Annotated in this window: 20 protein-coding genes and 1 tRNA gene; 13 read left to right on the top strand and 8 right to left on the bottom strand. The window is 33.1% G+C overall.

Going from position 1 to position 13,942, the window contains the following annotated elements; translation table 11 throughout:
- Nucleotides 1–84: 84 nt before the first annotated feature.
- Nucleotides 85–654 (bottom strand): hypothetical protein, encoded by a 570-nt coding sequence (locus ACX119_RS03235; RefSeq protein WP_459351698.1) that lies wholly within the window; start codon nt 652–654, stop codon nt 85–87.
- Between the two features lie 118 nt (nt 655–772).
- Here ACX119_RS03235 and ACX119_RS03230 point away from each other — a divergent pair, with 118 nt between their 5' ends.
- Nucleotides 773–1,927 carry a hypothetical protein gene (locus ACX119_RS03230; RefSeq protein ID WP_459351697.1) on the top strand — a complete coding sequence of 385 codons (1,155 nt, stop codon included), beginning with the start codon at nt 773–775 and terminating at the stop codon, nt 1,925–1,927.
- Here the strand turns inward: ACX119_RS03230 and ACX119_RS03225 are convergent, their stop codons facing one another.
- From ACX119_RS03225 to ACX119_RS03215, 3 genes are all read right to left on the bottom strand, one after another.
- On the bottom strand, nt 1,928–2,479 hold the full coding sequence (locus ACX119_RS03225) for a pyruvoyl-dependent arginine decarboxylase (RefSeq protein ID WP_459351696.1): 552 nt from the start codon (nt 2,477–2,479) through the stop codon (nt 1,928–1,930).
- Between the two features lie 54 nt (nt 2,480–2,533).
- Complete coding sequence (locus tag ACX119_RS03220) at nt 2,534–2,989, bottom strand: peroxiredoxin (protein ID WP_459351695.1); 456 nt, start codon at nt 2,987–2,989, stop codon at nt 2,534–2,536.
- A gap of 68 nt (nt 2,990–3,057) precedes the next feature.
- Nucleotides 3,058–3,285, bottom strand: a complete 228-nt coding sequence (locus ACX119_RS03215) for a hypothetical protein (RefSeq protein ID WP_297592846.1) — start codon at nt 3,283–3,285, stop codon at nt 3,058–3,060.
- Between the two features lie 122 nt (nt 3,286–3,407).
- On the opposite strand from ACX119_RS03215, the gene ACX119_RS03210 reads away from it, so the two are divergent.
- The 9 genes from ACX119_RS03210 to ACX119_RS03170 all read left to right on the top strand — a co-directional run bounded on the left by ACX119_RS03210 (nt 3,408) and on the right by ACX119_RS03170 (nt 8,846).
- Nucleotides 3,408–3,482: transfer RNA gene (locus tag ACX119_RS03210), tRNA-Thr, on the top strand.
- A gap of 76 nt (nt 3,483–3,558) precedes the next feature.
- Nucleotides 3,559–4,362, top strand: a complete 804-nt coding sequence (locus ACX119_RS03205; protein WP_459351694.1) for a DsbA family protein — start codon at nt 3,559–3,561, stop codon at nt 4,360–4,362.
- 103 nt (nt 4,363–4,465) lie between these two features.
- On the top strand, nt 4,466–5,782 hold the full coding sequence (locus tag ACX119_RS03200) for a DEAD/DEAH box helicase (protein WP_459351693.1): 1,317 nt from the start codon (nt 4,466–4,468) through the stop codon (nt 5,780–5,782).
- Between the two features lie 53 nt (nt 5,783–5,835).
- On the top strand, nt 5,836–6,069 hold the full coding sequence (locus ACX119_RS03195) for an Lrp/AsnC ligand binding domain-containing protein (protein ID WP_459351692.1): 234 nt from the start codon (nt 5,836–5,838) through the stop codon (nt 6,067–6,069).
- A 230-nt stretch (nt 6,070–6,299) separates the two neighbouring features.
- The gene (locus tag ACX119_RS03190) at nt 6,300–6,665 is read left to right on the top strand and encodes a YnfA family protein (RefSeq protein ID WP_459351691.1); all 366 of its coding nucleotides are present in this window, start codon (nt 6,300–6,302) and stop codon (nt 6,663–6,665) included.
- On the top strand, nt 6,653–6,982 hold the full coding sequence (locus ACX119_RS03185) for a YnfA family protein (protein WP_459351690.1): 330 nt from the start codon (nt 6,653–6,655) through the stop codon (nt 6,980–6,982). The genes ACX119_RS03190 and ACX119_RS03185 overlap by 13 nt, the downstream gene beginning before the upstream one ends.
- Nucleotides 6,983–7,052: 70 nt before the next feature.
- A complete protein-coding gene (locus tag ACX119_RS03180) occupies nt 7,053–7,343 on the top strand; it encodes a hypothetical protein (protein WP_459351689.1) in 291 nt (96 codons plus the stop codon).
- Complete coding sequence (locus ACX119_RS03175; RefSeq protein ID WP_459351688.1) at nt 7,340–8,029, top strand: hypothetical protein; 690 nt, start codon at nt 7,340–7,342, stop codon at nt 8,027–8,029. Before ACX119_RS03180 ends, ACX119_RS03175 begins: the two co-directional genes overlap by 4 nt.
- A gap of 58 nt (nt 8,030–8,087) precedes the next feature.
- Nucleotides 8,088–8,846 carry an FxLYD domain-containing protein gene (locus ACX119_RS03170; protein ID WP_459351687.1) on the top strand — a complete coding sequence of 253 codons (759 nt, stop codon included), beginning with the start codon at nt 8,088–8,090 and terminating at the stop codon, nt 8,844–8,846.
- Here the strand turns inward: ACX119_RS03170 and ACX119_RS03165 are convergent.
- Nucleotides 8,809–9,267, bottom strand: a complete 459-nt coding sequence (locus ACX119_RS03165; protein ID WP_459351686.1) for a hypothetical protein — start codon at nt 9,265–9,267, stop codon at nt 8,809–8,811. The two genes, ACX119_RS03170 and ACX119_RS03165, sit on opposite strands and share 38 nt — an antisense overlap.
- 75 nt (nt 9,268–9,342) lie before the next feature.
- Between ACX119_RS03165 and ACX119_RS03160 the strand changes: the two genes are divergently transcribed.
- Nucleotides 9,343–9,690: a hypothetical protein gene (locus ACX119_RS03160; RefSeq protein WP_459351685.1), complete on the top strand. Its 348-nt coding sequence runs from the start codon at nt 9,343–9,345 to the stop codon at nt 9,688–9,690.
- A gap of 67 nt (nt 9,691–9,757) precedes the next feature.
- Here the strand turns inward: ACX119_RS03160 and ACX119_RS03155 are convergent, their stop codons facing one another.
- Entirely contained in the window at nt 9,758–9,880 is a 123-nt protein-coding gene (locus ACX119_RS03155; protein WP_459351684.1) for a hypothetical protein, read from the bottom strand.
- 17 nt (nt 9,881–9,897) lie between these two features.
- Between ACX119_RS03155 and ACX119_RS03150 the strand changes: the two genes are divergently transcribed.
- Entirely contained in the window at nt 9,898–10,218 is a 321-nt protein-coding gene (locus ACX119_RS03150) for a hypothetical protein (protein WP_459351683.1), read from the top strand.
- On the opposite strand, the gene ACX119_RS03145 is transcribed toward ACX119_RS03150, so the two are convergent.
- On the bottom strand, nt 10,215–12,242 hold the full coding sequence (locus tag ACX119_RS03145; protein WP_459351682.1) for a thioredoxin domain-containing protein: 2,028 nt from the start codon (nt 12,240–12,242) through the stop codon (nt 10,215–10,217). The two genes, ACX119_RS03150 and ACX119_RS03145, sit on opposite strands and share 4 nt — an antisense overlap.
- A gap of 44 nt (nt 12,243–12,286) precedes the next feature.
- Nucleotides 12,287–12,520, bottom strand: a complete 234-nt coding sequence (locus ACX119_RS03140; protein ID WP_297592866.1) for a hypothetical protein — start codon at nt 12,518–12,520, stop codon at nt 12,287–12,289.
- A gap of 358 nt (nt 12,521–12,878) precedes the next feature.
- Here ACX119_RS03140 and ACX119_RS03135 point away from each other — a divergent pair, with 358 nt between their 5' ends.
- Nucleotides 12,879–13,913: an alcohol dehydrogenase catalytic domain-containing protein gene (locus ACX119_RS03135; protein WP_459351681.1), complete on the top strand. Its 1,035-nt coding sequence runs from the start codon at nt 12,879–12,881 to the stop codon at nt 13,911–13,913.
- Nucleotides 13,914–13,942 lie beyond the last annotated feature (29 nt).

Here is a 13,942-nt window from a genome sequence, read left to right as displayed (position 1 = left end):
GCAAGGACTGCCAGCTTGTTCCCCGAACGGTTTGAATTCGATGTCATTTTAGAACCAATGATATTCAGATTTAAACCTTTGAAATTATTCTTCTAATTTTTTAGGTTTAATCTTTCTAATAGTGCCTGCCAAAATTCCAATAGTAATACCTAACTGATATAGAAAATACAAAAGAACTTCAAATGTACTCGGGGTAAGATCTGTGAATCTACTCAAACCTGTCAGAATAAGCAAAAGAACGGTAAAAAAGAAAATGAACCCCCTTGCCAATCCATGAAGATGAGTAAATTTTAGAAGTACAAAGGTCATAACTGTGATAGAGATAGCAAGAACAGTTAGAAATCCCGTATTCATTCCAAAAATTAGAAACAAAACTGATGCAATCTCAGAAGGATTTGCAGCTGACAAATTAGAAAGGTCAATTTTTTCTGGAGATGCAAAACGTGGAACACTAAGAACTGCATTGATCAAAAATAAAATAAACAATGTAATAGAAACCGTTTTTAGATGATTTTGGAGACGAGGAAATCGTAAAAGAATAGCCCGACCTAAAATAATTCCTTGAAACAAACCAATACCTAAAGCCCCTAAAACAGATACTATCGAAAAAACAGGATCTTGAAAAATTTCAACAAGAAAAGGGATTAGAGCCATTTCAATTATTTAATTATTAAAATGAGAATATTAGTTAGTCGATACATTGTTCTAAAAAGAAATCAAAAAATGAAGAAATAGGAGTAAATTTAATAATTTCATCTAGATGGGTCTACCTATGCAAAAAAGTCTATTTGTTATTGGATTGATTATTTTTACAAGTATTTCAGTTAATCATGCATTCTCTCAAGAAATTGGATTATCTACATTTCAGGAAACAGCGCAGTTATTTGTAGACAAGAGCATCTCTAATAACGTGACAGCATCAATTACATTACAAACAACTAGTATTCAGGAGATAAAAATTCCTCCAGAGTTAGAACAGAGGATTAGGGAAAATGGAAATATTTCAGCAGTAACTTTGACCAATCAAAATCAGTGTATTTTGGGGGTGGATAATCAGTCATGTATTTTAATAAATGTAAAAAGAAATCAAAACGATAAAAATTTTGTACAGATACAAAATACAACACTGAGAATAGCTAATCAGTTCATTGAGGATATTAACCAAGTATTTGATACAAATGCCAAATTACATTCAACATTTATTCACAGCAATGATGAGACAAGTAAGGCACTAGAAACATCAGGTGTTATTTCTGGAAAGGGTACAGTTTCAGCAGTATACACTATGCCTATGGAAGACACATCTTCAATGTATGAGAAAATATCTGCAATTCTAATTCCAAAAGAAATTAGAGAAGATGGGGGATTTTATGATGTTGCAAGAAACCTCTCTATCAATGATAATGCAAAAATGACATTTTCCATCATTCCTTCGGAGACTAAATCATTGATGCAATTAAGATTAACATCAATATATCCAAATATTGCTCCATCAGTTACCGAGATTAATCCGCTGCAATTTCTCAAAACAGATGAATTAAAGAGATCAAAATATTTTTCATCAGGAAATTATCCATTAAATTCAATAATTCAAGTAGTAATTTTATCACCTGAAGACACAAAGATTTCAGATGTTAAAGGAAATATCCTACATACACAAATGATTGGAAATGAAATGATTCCCACAGACATTACAAAAGCAGGGTGGGTGTTTGACCCAATGGAAGGACAGAGAATTCAAGGAAAATATATTTTTGGAGATAAATCATCAGTGAGTAGTGAAGAATTAGTTTTTTCACTTGGCGGAGATCAACTTAAAGTTGATAATGCAAAGATAGATTTTGATGAATCAATTGCAGTTGTTATAATAATTTCAATAGTGGCAATATCTGCTGCATTGTTTTACCTTAAAGGGTATAGAAGATAATCAGAGTAAAAGAACTGCAGCTGCAAAAACAGTTGTCCATTTTCCATCCTTATCACCTTTGGTTGACTGTGTAATATTATGTGTGTTATAGATTTGTCCGGAAATTGACCACTGTTGTCTTTTCTCATCCCAGTTTTTATCAACATCAAATGGGATACCTAAAGAAGATGCCAACATTTGTGCTGCAATATCTTCAGCATATTCACCAGCTTGAGTTTCATTTTGACCAAAGGATTCGTATTCTGAAAGATATCCATATCGAGTCTTATCTTTTGGTTGTGCAAGACCAACGGATGCAGCACATACACGATAAGGTTCGTTTGTTTGATTCTTGGAGTATATTGTAAATAGAATTTGTCCAGGTTTTATTCTGGTTAATCCCTCTTTTCTTGAAATTAGTTTTGCGTTAGGAGGAAAAATACTAGAAATCAAAACAAGATTAGTACCTGCAATTCCTGCATCCCTTAGTGCATATTCAAAACTTGTCAATCTATCTTCATGAACACCCTTACCCTTTGTAAGAAAGAGATTCTTCGCAACTAAATCAAGCATTTATGAATTGATGAATTATAGTTATTATTTATACTTTAATTTACAAATAGAGCATTACATCTGTTTTAAAAAAGCTGCAATTTGTTCACCATGTTTTTCAACATCAATATCTCGAAAAATTTTTCGAATGAGCCCTTTTTTGTCAATAATGAATGTTGAACGCTTTGGCAATCCAACAATATTTAGCCCTGTATACTGTTTACATGTTTCTTTTGAGGGGTCACTTAGATGAAGATATGGGATTTTGTAATCACTTACAAATTTTGCTTGATCTTCAACAGTATCAACAGAGACTGCAAATAGTTCAGTTTCAGTGGAGACAATATCATCATATGATGAGATTACACTTTCTGCCATTTTGAAAACTTTTTTTGAAGGACATCCAAAGAGGTGATTTTTAGGATAAAAACAAAGAACTACGTTTTTTTTATCCCTAAAAGAATGCAAAGTTATAGAATCACCATTGTTTGCAATCAATGTGAAATTTGGTGCCAATTGACCTTCTTGCATAACCGTAATTATTTACAGAGTATTTAACAACTAACTGTCAATCGCATACAAGTACTTTTAATAAGCATCTAGTCAGTCTTTCTTTTTTTCTTTCTCTTATCAGGAGACTTTTGTGTCTGAGTTAACAGGATAAATGAAAAGAATGCACCTAAACCAAAATTTATCACACCCATGAAAGTAATTATCATAGTCATTGAGGGGGGAGCAATCACCAAACCAATAATCATCCCCATTATTCCTGTTGCAAAAAACATCATCATTAGAACCTTAACTCGGGTTGGTTCGATGTATCTCATAACAGGTATCAAAATACGACATTATTATAAACTGACGGAAATTAGATCAAATTTTTTATAAAAATTGTTTCCAATAAACTCTGGTAACACTTTAAAGCTTGAAAAATTTCATTTTACATCGTGCCAATGTAGCTCAGCCTGGTTAGAGCAGCTGATTTGTAATCAGCAGGTCGTGGGTTCGGATCCCGTCATTGGCTTTTAATTTATTTAAAAACCAAAATTCTCAAAGATTAGGCAATACGATTAAGTATACACAAATTCGGAATATCTTAAATGAGTTCAGATGAAGTGGAGTTTTTGTCTCCCAGTAAAAGCATGGTATCGGTAAAAAAATCAACTTTCAATGGATTAATTATTGGAGTAATCATAGCAGTAGCAATAGCCTCATTTTTTGCAGGATCCTACTTTAGCAATAACTCTAACCAAATATCGGAAGAAAAGTTAGATGAAGCATTAGCAAAACTTGAACTCAAGATTTTACAAAACCAGCTACCATCAGAGCAACCAAAGCCCCCGGTAAAAGTTTCAATTGATAATGATCCCATAATTGGAGATCCTGATGCGCCAATTACAATTATAGAATTTTCTGACTTTCAGTGTCCATTTTGTGCAAGATTCCACATTCAGACACTTCCTTTAATTTTAGAAGAATATATTGATCAAGGAAAAGTCAAACTAGTATTCAGAGATTTCCCAATTCAAAGTATTCATCCCAATGCTTTGCCTGCAGCAGTTGCAGCAGAATGTGCAAATGAACAAGGAAAATTCAGAGCGATGCATGACATGTTATTTGATAATCAAAATGAATGGAGTAATCAAGAAACAGTAAATGCAGTTTCTATTTTTAGTCAGTATGCAACTACAATTCAATTAGATCAAGAAAAGTTTGATTCGTGTCTATCAAATGGAAAATACATTGATGAGATTAGAAAAGATCTAGATGATGGAAGAGATTATGGTGTAACAGGCACTCCAGGATTCTTTGTTGGAAATGATAAATTAGGATATGTAGAACTGAAAGGTGCTCAACCATTTGATAGCTTCAAAAAAATCATTGATGTACAATTAGATGCATAAAAAATAACAAGCGTTTATTAGACCTAAGCAGGGTCTCAAAATATCGGAATAATGACGAGTGGGCAATGAGCTTTTTCGTCATTGCTAAAGAGAAGTAAATAAAATGACAAAATTTCAAGAATTAGGATTAAACGAAAATATACTAAAAGGAATCACTGATCAGGGATTCGAGGAAGCATTTCCAATCCAAGAGGCAGTAATTCCAGTTTTACTTTCAGGAAGAGATGTTGTAGGACAAGCACATACAGGTTCAGGAAAAACTGCAGCATTTGCATTATCAATGCTACAAGAGATCAAACCAAAAAATGGAATTCAGGGGTTGATCATGGCTCCAACTAGAGAGCTTGCAATGCAGATTACTGAAGAGATTAAAAAATTTGGAAAATATACTGGAATCAAAGTAGCAACTGTGTATGGAGGCCAAGGAATGGGTCTTCAATTAGATATGCTAGATAGAGGAGTAGAAATTGTAGTTGCAACTCCTGGTAGATTAATAGATCATCTAAAGCGCGGGTCAATTGAATTACGAGATATTACCCATATTGTTCTTGATGAGGCAGATACCATGTTAGATATGGGATTTATTGATGATATTCAGTTCATTTTGGATCTCGCACCAGAAGACAGAACGATGTCATTGTTTTCAGCTACAATGCCTACAGAGATTCTAAGACTATCAGAAGAATATCTAAACAATCCAAAACAATTCTTACTTGATGCTGATGATTTAAGTGGAGAAGGAATTGATCAATCATACTTAGTTATCAAAGACAGAGACAAATTCAAGTATCTTATTGATTTTATCAAACCAGTCAAAGGTCAATGCATTGTCTTTTGTTCAACCAAATACAGAACTAGAGATGTGGCAAAATTCCTACATCAAGAAAAATTTGATGCAGTTGCAATTGAAGGGGACATGTCACAACATAGAAGAGAACAATCAATGGGTAAGTTCCGTAGTGGTAAAGCAGACATTTTAGTTGCAACAGATGTTGCATCACGAGGAATTGATGTTCCAAGAGTAGAATTGGTGATTAATTATGATGTTCCAAACGTGGAGATGGCTTATTTTCACAGAATTGGAAGAACCGCTAGAGCAGGTGCCAAAGGAAAGGCAATTACATTTGTATCATATTCATCTGTTGGAGACTGGAATCTAATCAAACGACAAATCAAAGTTCCATTAAGAGATTTGAATGAAGAGATGGGAATACAGATTTCAATCCCAGATCCGCTAAAGAGACAAACGCCTTCAAGAAGATATGGAGGTCAATCAAGATCAAATTACTCTAGAGGTGGACGTTCTGGAGGATATGGAAGATCAGATAGAGGCAGCAACCCAAGAGACAACAGAGGTCCACGAAAAAGATACGGTGACAAGGATAATAGAAATAGCTACGGTGGACGTAGTAGATGGTAAAATAACTGCAAAACTTAAAGACTTCAACTTCTAAATTATAATCAGATTAACAAATGCATAAAGGATTTATTTTATTGAACTGTGATCTTGGCGCCGAAGAGTACATAGTTGATGAGTTAAAACAAATGCAAAACATCAGCAATGCATACCTTACCTTTGGAGCATATGATGTAATTGCAGAAATTCAAACAGAAAACCAAGAAGCCTTTGAGAAAGCCATTGGAATGATTAGAAAACTTTCCAGAGTGGTAAGTACAATGACTCTAAATGTAATAAATCCCGAATAATTGATCTAAGCTAGGTTATCAACTAAATTTTTCCAAGATCTATCAAAAATCACGACTAAATTTCTAACAATTACAACTAGAGTTTTTCCCAAACTTTGGATTACAAATTTTACAATCAAGCAGGCATTTGTCTTCAGGACAATATCCACAAAACTGTTTTTTCTTGGATTTCAAGCCTGTTTATCTAAAGTAGTTATAATATAGAATATTTATTCCATTTTTGTATCCCGTTGAGTGAAAAATCAAAGAATTACTTTACTTCAGTTCTACTGTTCTTTCTAGCTGGGCTTTGTGAGATTGGTGGAGGATACTTGGTATGGCTTTGGTTGCGTGAAGATTTTAGTTTTGTATTAGGTGCAGTTGGTGGTTTTGTATTATTTTTGTATGGAATAGTTCCAACATTTCAGAAGACTCACTTTCATAGAGTCTATGCAGCTTATGGAGGAGTCTTTATTGTAATGTCAGTGTTCTGGGGATGGTTAATTGATGGAGTACAACCTGACAACTATGACATTATTGGAACAATAATTGCAGTAATTGGAGTTTTGATAATTTTCTACTATCCAAGAAAGGGAGAGAAGGTTTGGTCGAAGTAGCATCAACTGTTGGAGTGTTCTTTTTTGCGGCACTCTTAGAGATTAGTGGAGGATACTTGGTATGGAAATGGTTACGTGATCATAAAGGAAAAGTTCTAGGGTTAGTTGGAGGTTTGGTTTTGTTTTCTTATGGAATTGTAATGACTTTGCAGCCAGCAGATTTTGGTAAGGTCTATGCCACCTATGGTGGAATCTTTGTAGTGTCTTCAATAATTTGGGGTTATTGGGTTGACAAGAAAAGACCAGATAGATTTGAGATAATAGGTTCAGTAGTTGTTTTGATTGGAGTTGCAATCATGTTTTATTGGCCTCGCTAAATTACAAAAAATTCATTCAAAATCCATAGGCGCATAATTGTTATAGGAGTAAATTAGGTAATTTTTCAAATTGCAAAAAATAGATTATGAAGGTACAGTTTGGGTGCTAAACAACAACAATCCTCAGCCTCTTCTTGATCATGCTCTTCACATGATAGAAAGACACGGAGTAAATCCTGACGATATTGTAATTACAGATGTTCCAAAGGTAAAAGTTGGCTCCATAGTAGTAGAGATTTGGCCATATGAATTAGTTATTGCAAGGGTAAGATCAGTTCGTAATGAGTCATTTATCAGCGGTTCAGAATTCACAATAGAGTTAAAGTTAGACGAAAATGGAAATTACATAGATTATCTTTGAAAAAAAAGAGTATTCAAAATATAGCAATAGCATCAATAGCGATTTTAATTGTAGGTTTGATAGTTGGATATAATTATTCAGTAGATCAAACTAAACAAAAAGGACTCCAATTCGGAATAGAATTAGAGCAGATTCAAAACGATATAAAAGATCTACAAACAAAATTCTATTCAGAAAAAACAAGATGGGAAGAAGGAGACATCTCTAAACAAGAATTACTAGAATTTTACGATGAACATCTAAACAAATTCAAGGAAATTGTTTTGCGATATGACCAGCTTAGCCCACCTGAACTCTTCAAGAGTTCTGTAGAACTATTGAAACTATCATCTCAGACTCAGCTTGAAAGTGATACACAGTACATAGAGTGGATAAAAACAGGTGATGAATCAGCAAAGATTAGATCAGATACGCAGTTTCAAGAATCATTAGAATATGAAATGTTAGGACTAGTGGAATTTTATTCAGCAAAAACAGGAATAAAGAATTATGATGAGCCTGAAAAATTTCAAGCCCCACAAACAGGATTAACACAGAGAGTAATTCAAATTTCAGAAAATATGAAAAAAGAATGCGACAATCAATACAAAAATGAGTTGGGCGAATTTGATTCTGATGAGATTGAAGTGGAGTGGTTTAATTGTGTAAACGAGGCTCAAAAATGGAAGATTGAGCATCTACCATAGATTCAAAAATAGAAAATCACAACATAAACTTCTTTAGAGAATAAAATACCAAATAGGTATGAAATGGATTGCCATTTTTTCACTACTTTTTGTTTCAGCAATTCCATTTGCTTTTGGCGATGCATATATTGAAAATGATCAGCAATACATAGGTGATGATGGAGCATTTCATATTGTTGGTGAAATCATAAACAATCTAGAGGCTCCATTAAACCAAATCAGTATTCATGCAACATTATTTGATAAAGATGGTCAGATCATAGAGAATAAAAAAACAAGTTCGCTGGTAAATACCATTATGCCGGGAATGAAAGGTCCATTTGACTTAATCTTGGCAAATCACAATTCAAAAAAAGTAGAATCATATTCGTTGGACTTGGACTATAGTGTCAGTCCACCTAAAAATCAAGTAATAGGAATTTCTGAATCAAAATCATCGATGGATAATTTCAATAATTTTATGATAACTGGAACTGTTTCTAACAAAGGAGAAACGACAGCAAATATGATATCAGTTATTGCAACAACGTATGACAAAAATGGCAAAGTTGTCTCTGTAAATAGAGTAAATCCTGAGCCTGATTATCTAAGATCCAATGATAACGCATTTTTTATTGTAGCAATTCCAGATAAGATTCAAACCAGTAAGATTGTAAAATATAGTTTGGTTGCAGAATCTGAAGAATATGCAGCAGTGCCAGAATTTCCAATAGGAACTGCAGTTGCACTTATTCTTACACTTTCAGCATATATTGGAATTACAAGATTCTCTGGACGAATTATGATAAATCTGATTTCTGCAACAAATCTAAAATAGGAAAAATTTCTCCTAGTAATTGATTTTTTTCTAGTGGAGTAGGTTTTGAAAATTTAATTGGAAATGTTATGGTTAACATATCTTGATCAGTGTGGGATATCCTAATGGAATGAAGTGGAGGATTAAATTCAGACAAGAATCTCTTCCATTTTTGCAAATGAGTGTTTACTCTAACTACATTTCTTTCAATTTCTAAGAGATCAGTATCCAAATCAGTATCAAACAAACCAAATTTAACTAAGGGCACCATAATCACCCCACCTAACACTTTATCATGGTTTTTCACCATGGATTCAATTATTTCTTCAACTTTATCTTTTGGAAAAATATCGCCATAATCAGGATCAAAATAACCTGCGACTAATTTTTTATCGTCTAATATTCTAAAATAGCCTTCATCAAATTCTAATTTCCACAACATCTTGAAAATAATTGATGAATAAATAAACGATTAATCAAAAGACAGTTAAATAAACTAGAGATTCATCAAAAAATCATGGGGATATCAAAAGAGAATAAAGATTTCATCGATAGCTTAATTGATTATTACATTAGCGAATCAGAGTCTTATAGACAAATTGCAGAGAATTTTGTACCTGAAGTTGAATCAGTTCCAGATACAGCATTTGGAATAATTACCGGATGTGTTTATTCAGGATTTTTGCAGGCATACCAAAACCAACAGATGACACCAGGATTAGAAGATATGAAAGAATTCAATCAAATAATAAAGGAACGAGCGCCACTTATCAAAAAGGCAATTTTGAACCCAGAAACATCAATAATCCAAAATGAGGAGGCTAAAGAGGCACCTGACGGTAAATCCACAGACGAGAATCCATAACTTTTTTTAAAAACAAGACATATTTCTAATATTAAAAATAAATCACAGTTACAGTTTAATTCTGTTTTTACACATTAAACTCTATGAATGTGGATGGCAGTAAAATCATTTTTGGGTTAGGAGTCTCTTCTGCAGTGGCTACAGCAGTGGTTGCATTGTATTTTGCAATTCGGTAAAGATAAATCATCAAATTATCACATCAAAGCGTTGTCAGATACTAATGAATTCAGAATCACACAAATTGTCGATAATGGTCAAATGATTCAGCTTACACTTATTGAGAATGTTTCAACTGAGCCAATCTCTCAAAAACAAATGATTATTGAAAATGTTTCAAAGAAACTTGATAATGAAACTAAAGAACAAGTTATGCCATTGCTTGAAGCAATATTGCAAGCACAACCAACAGTGAATATAAAATCATATCAGCAAACACAGATCACTATTGCAATGCCAAAATCAAGATATGAGAATATGGGAAGACCTCAAGTTGGCAATACAATCGAAGTTAATTTGAAAAAATCCTAAAGATGAGAATCAATCTCTTCAATATTTGATAAAGGTAAAGAGCAAGAAAAGTTTTTACACACATACACAGATGTCTTATCAGGAAAAGATTTTCCTGCAAAGAATGGAAATTCAGATAGTTTTTCTAGTTGGTTTGAATTTTGAATTGTGACCAAAAATGAATTGGGCAAATACCTTGTAAGTATATTCTTACAAAGGTTTGAATTTTCAAGATTAAGTATAGTAATCTCTAATGGTTTTTCAAGATAAATTGATAATGTGTTTAACAGATAGCCAAATCCAAAAGGGTTTTCAGCTGCAATTTGAGCCTGAGATTCTAAAATTTTTGTAGTAATATCAAGAAATCCTTGTTTTTGAGAAAAGTGATATAGTCTAAGCATTACAAATGCAGAAACCGAATTTCCAGATGGTAAAGATAAATCATAATTGCTTTTTGGTCTAATGATTAGTTGTTCATGATCATCAGAAGTCATAAAGAAATTATTGTTTTTGGAATCCCAGAAATGTTCAACCAGATGATCACCTAATTTCAAGGCAAGTTTAAGATACTTTGATTCAGGTTCAATTTCAAATACGTCAAGTAATGCATTTGCAAAATAAGAGTAATCCTCTAGATATCCATCAATTTTTGCAGTCCCATTTTTGTATGTTCGAAGTAGCTTGTCATTATCAAAGAGATTTTCTTCAATAAACGAAATGCATTTTTTTGCAGCATCAAGATATATTGGATTTCCAGTTACACGATATCCTTTTGCAAATGCAGTAATCATTAACGAGTTCCAAGATACGAGTATTTTATCATCCAAACCAGGAGGGATTCTTTTTGAGCGAACTTTTAACAGTTTTTCAGAACATGCTTGAAGAATTTCTCTTATTTTATCTTCAGTAATTCCAAAATTAAAGGCAACTGTAGAAATATTGAGATTATTACACAAGATATTGTTTCCTTCCCAATTTCCACCATCAGTTACATCATAGTAAAGACAGAAAAGATCAGCATCACTTCCCAGAATTTCTTTTATCTCACTTTTCTTCCATACATAGAATTTTCCTTCTATTCCTTCAGAATCTGCATCATATGCAGAATAGAATCCACCTTGTGGAGAAGTCATTTCACGTAAAACAAAGTCTAATGTTTTTTGTAAAACCTCAAGATAGAAAGGATCCTTAGTAATCTGATAAGCCTCTGCATAATTTACTGGAATTAAGGCATTATCATAGAGCATCTTCTCAAAATGAGGTACTAGCCATCTTGAATCAGTGGAATATCTATGAAAACCACCACCTATTTGATCAAATATTCCACCTTTTGCCATTTTGTTAAGAGTCTTTAGTGCAAATTCATTGAATTTTGAGAGTCCAGAAAGTTTTGAATAACGAAACAAAAATGAAATGTTTGCAGCATTGGGAAATTTTGGAGCAGAGCCAAATCCACCATAAGTTGCATCACCTAATTGAAACAGATTCATTGCAGCCTCATCAAGTAGAACCCTATCTAATGAAGATGGAACCTTGATTGTTTCAGTTTTATTTAATGCGTCAAGAAAATTTTCTGCTGCTTTTTCAATGTCTTTTGGTTTTTCCTTCCATGCTTGTGAGAGTTGTCTACAAATACTTCCAAACCCCGGTCGTCCATACGAATCTAAAACAGGAAAATAGGTTCCAACATAGAATGGTTTTTGATCGGGAGTAAGAAAAATACTCAAAGGCCAACCGCCTTGACCAGTAGCTATCTGACAAACTTTTTGATAGATGTCATCAATGTCTGGTCTCTCTTCTCGGTCTACTTTAATATTAACAAAATTTTCATTCATAAATTTGGCAACTTCTTCATTCTCAAATGATTCATGAGCCATCACATGGCACCAATGGCATGAGCTATATCCAATACTTAGAAAGATAGGTTTGTTTTCATTTTTTGCTTTTTGTAAAGCCTCATCATTCCAACCATACCAGTCAACCGGATTGTGTGCATGTTGAAGTAAATAGGGACTGGTTTCATTGATGAGTTTGTTTTCTGCCACAATAATTCAGATTCATTAGAATATTTGTACCTAATTAAAAGAAATTATCCCCAAATTCCTCGTCCCTCTTCTAATTCATAGATTCGCACATTAATCTTTGCTAGTAATTTGACTTTTGATTTATGGGCCTTTTTGTCATGACTGTAGTCTTTTTTTTCAACTAATTCTTGTAATCTTCTTAATTGAGCAACTGAGAGTTTTTTAAATTCATGTTTTGATGATGTGACAAGTTGCAATAGTCTAACTCTTTCTTTGTCTTCCTCAGAAATTTTACTCACAATTTACAGTAAATCTTGTCCTTTATTTTTCTAATGGCATATTTTGAGAACATGGTAATTTTCAATACGCTTAAGTTAGAAATTATTTAAAAAAATGTGTGGATATTACTCAGAGAAGACTACCAATAATTTTGATAATTATTCTTGTGGGTGTTTTAATTTTTCAATATATGACAAATATTGATAATGCTAGTAAATTGATAGACCCAGAGACCTGTGAAATATACATCAAAGATAAACAAATCAATGTAAAAAAATATCTTAATGAATTCGATTCAAAATGTTTGGAGTTCAAAAATCTAAATTCACCATAGTTTATTTGCGAATCTTAAAATCCAGTAAGTGATTTTATCTAATCATGGAAAAGATGCGTGCAATGGTACTTGAAAAATGTGATAAAATTGAGAATAATCCATTAAAATTAACTAGTATAGATAGACATGAAATTAAAAGACCTGAAGAAATTTTGTTAAAAATCGAGGCTTGTGGAGTTTGTCATTCACAACTTCACGGAATTGAAGGAGATTGGTTAGACATAGGAATTCCGCCAGATCTTCCAACAGTGCCAGGTCATGAGCTTGTTGGCAAAGTAATACAAGTTGGCAACAAAGTTACAAAATTCAAAGTTGGGGATAGAGCTGGGATCACACCACTTTTAGAGGCATGCAGAATTTGTCAATATTGCAAAGAAGGAAAAGAGTATCTCTGCGAATCATCAACAATTACTGGCGAGTCTTACAAAGGAGGATATACTGAATACATTACAGTTGCAGAAGATTTTGCAACAAAAGTTCCAACAAACATGAAACCTGAATATGCTGCTCCATTATTTTGTGCTGGAATTACTGCATACAAAGCAGTGAAAGCCTCAGAACCACAGTCTCACAAAAAAATAGGAATTTTTGGAATTGGAGGAGTAGGACATATGGCAGTTCAATTTGCCAAAGTAGAAAACTGTGATGTTATTGCATTTTCTAGATCACAGAATCATCTAGATGTGGCAAAAAGATTAGGCGCCATAGATACTTTGAGATTCTCGGAAAACCAAGAAGAATTTCTTACTAATCTTAAAGAGAAACATGGTCTGCTTGATGCTGCAATTGTTTTTGCACCAGCAGATATCGTTACTGATACTGCAATAAAGGCAGTAAAGAAGGGAGGACTGATAGTTATTGCAACAATTGGAGAAAAACCGGCATTTATGGCATTTGAAGAAAAAACAATCAGAGGAACTCTGATTGGTTCTACAAAAGACATGGAGCAAGTAATCAAAATATGTGATGAGAGAAATTTAGAGGTGATATCAGAAGTATTTCCATTAGAGAAGGCAAATGAAGTTTTAAAAAAATTAAAAGATTCTGAAATTAAGGCAAGAGCTGTTCTAATTCCATAACTTTTGGGCTTAAATAATAGAGTTATAAT

Source organism: Nitrosopumilus sp. S4 (assembly GCF_054515835.1).
This window is presented reverse-complemented; position numbering and strand designations above follow the sequence as displayed.

Coding starts and splice junctions, on each gene's coding strand:
- ACX119_RS03235 (WP_459351698.1), bottom strand. CDS start 654: ATGGCTCTAATCCCTTTTCTTGTTGAAATTTTTCAAGATCCTGTTTTT.
- ACX119_RS03230 (WP_459351697.1), top strand. CDS start 773: ATGCAAAAAAGTCTATTTGTTATTGGATTGATTATTTTTACAAGTATT.
- ACX119_RS03225 (WP_459351696.1), bottom strand. CDS start 2,479: ATGCTTGATTTAGTTGCGAAGAATCTCTTTCTTACAAAGGGTAAGGGT.
- ACX119_RS03220 (WP_459351695.1), bottom strand. CDS start 2,989: ATGCAAGAAGGTCAATTGGCACCAAATTTCACATTGATTGCAAACAAT.
- ACX119_RS03215 (WP_297592846.1), bottom strand. CDS start 3,285: ATGAGATACATCGAACCAACCCGAGTTAAGGTTCTAATGATGATGTTT.
- ACX119_RS03205 (WP_459351694.1), top strand. CDS start 3,559: ATGAGTTCAGATGAAGTGGAGTTTTTGTCTCCCAGTAAAAGCATGGTA.
- ACX119_RS03200 (WP_459351693.1), top strand. CDS start 4,466: ATGACAAAATTTCAAGAATTAGGATTAAACGAAAATATACTAAAAGGA.
- ACX119_RS03195 (WP_459351692.1), top strand. CDS start 5,836: ATGCATAAAGGATTTATTTTATTGAACTGTGATCTTGGCGCCGAAGAG.
- ACX119_RS03170 (WP_459351687.1), top strand. CDS start 8,088: ATGAAATGGATTGCCATTTTTTCACTACTTTTTGTTTCAGCAATTCCA.
- ACX119_RS03165 (WP_459351686.1), bottom strand. CDS start 9,267: ATGTTGTGGAAATTAGAATTTGATGAAGGCTATTTTAGAATATTAGAC.
- ACX119_RS03160 (WP_459351685.1), top strand. CDS start 9,343: ATGGGGATATCAAAAGAGAATAAAGATTTCATCGATAGCTTAATTGAT.
- ACX119_RS03135 (WP_459351681.1), top strand. CDS start 12,879: ATGGAAAAGATGCGTGCAATGGTACTTGAAAAATGTGATAAAATTGAG.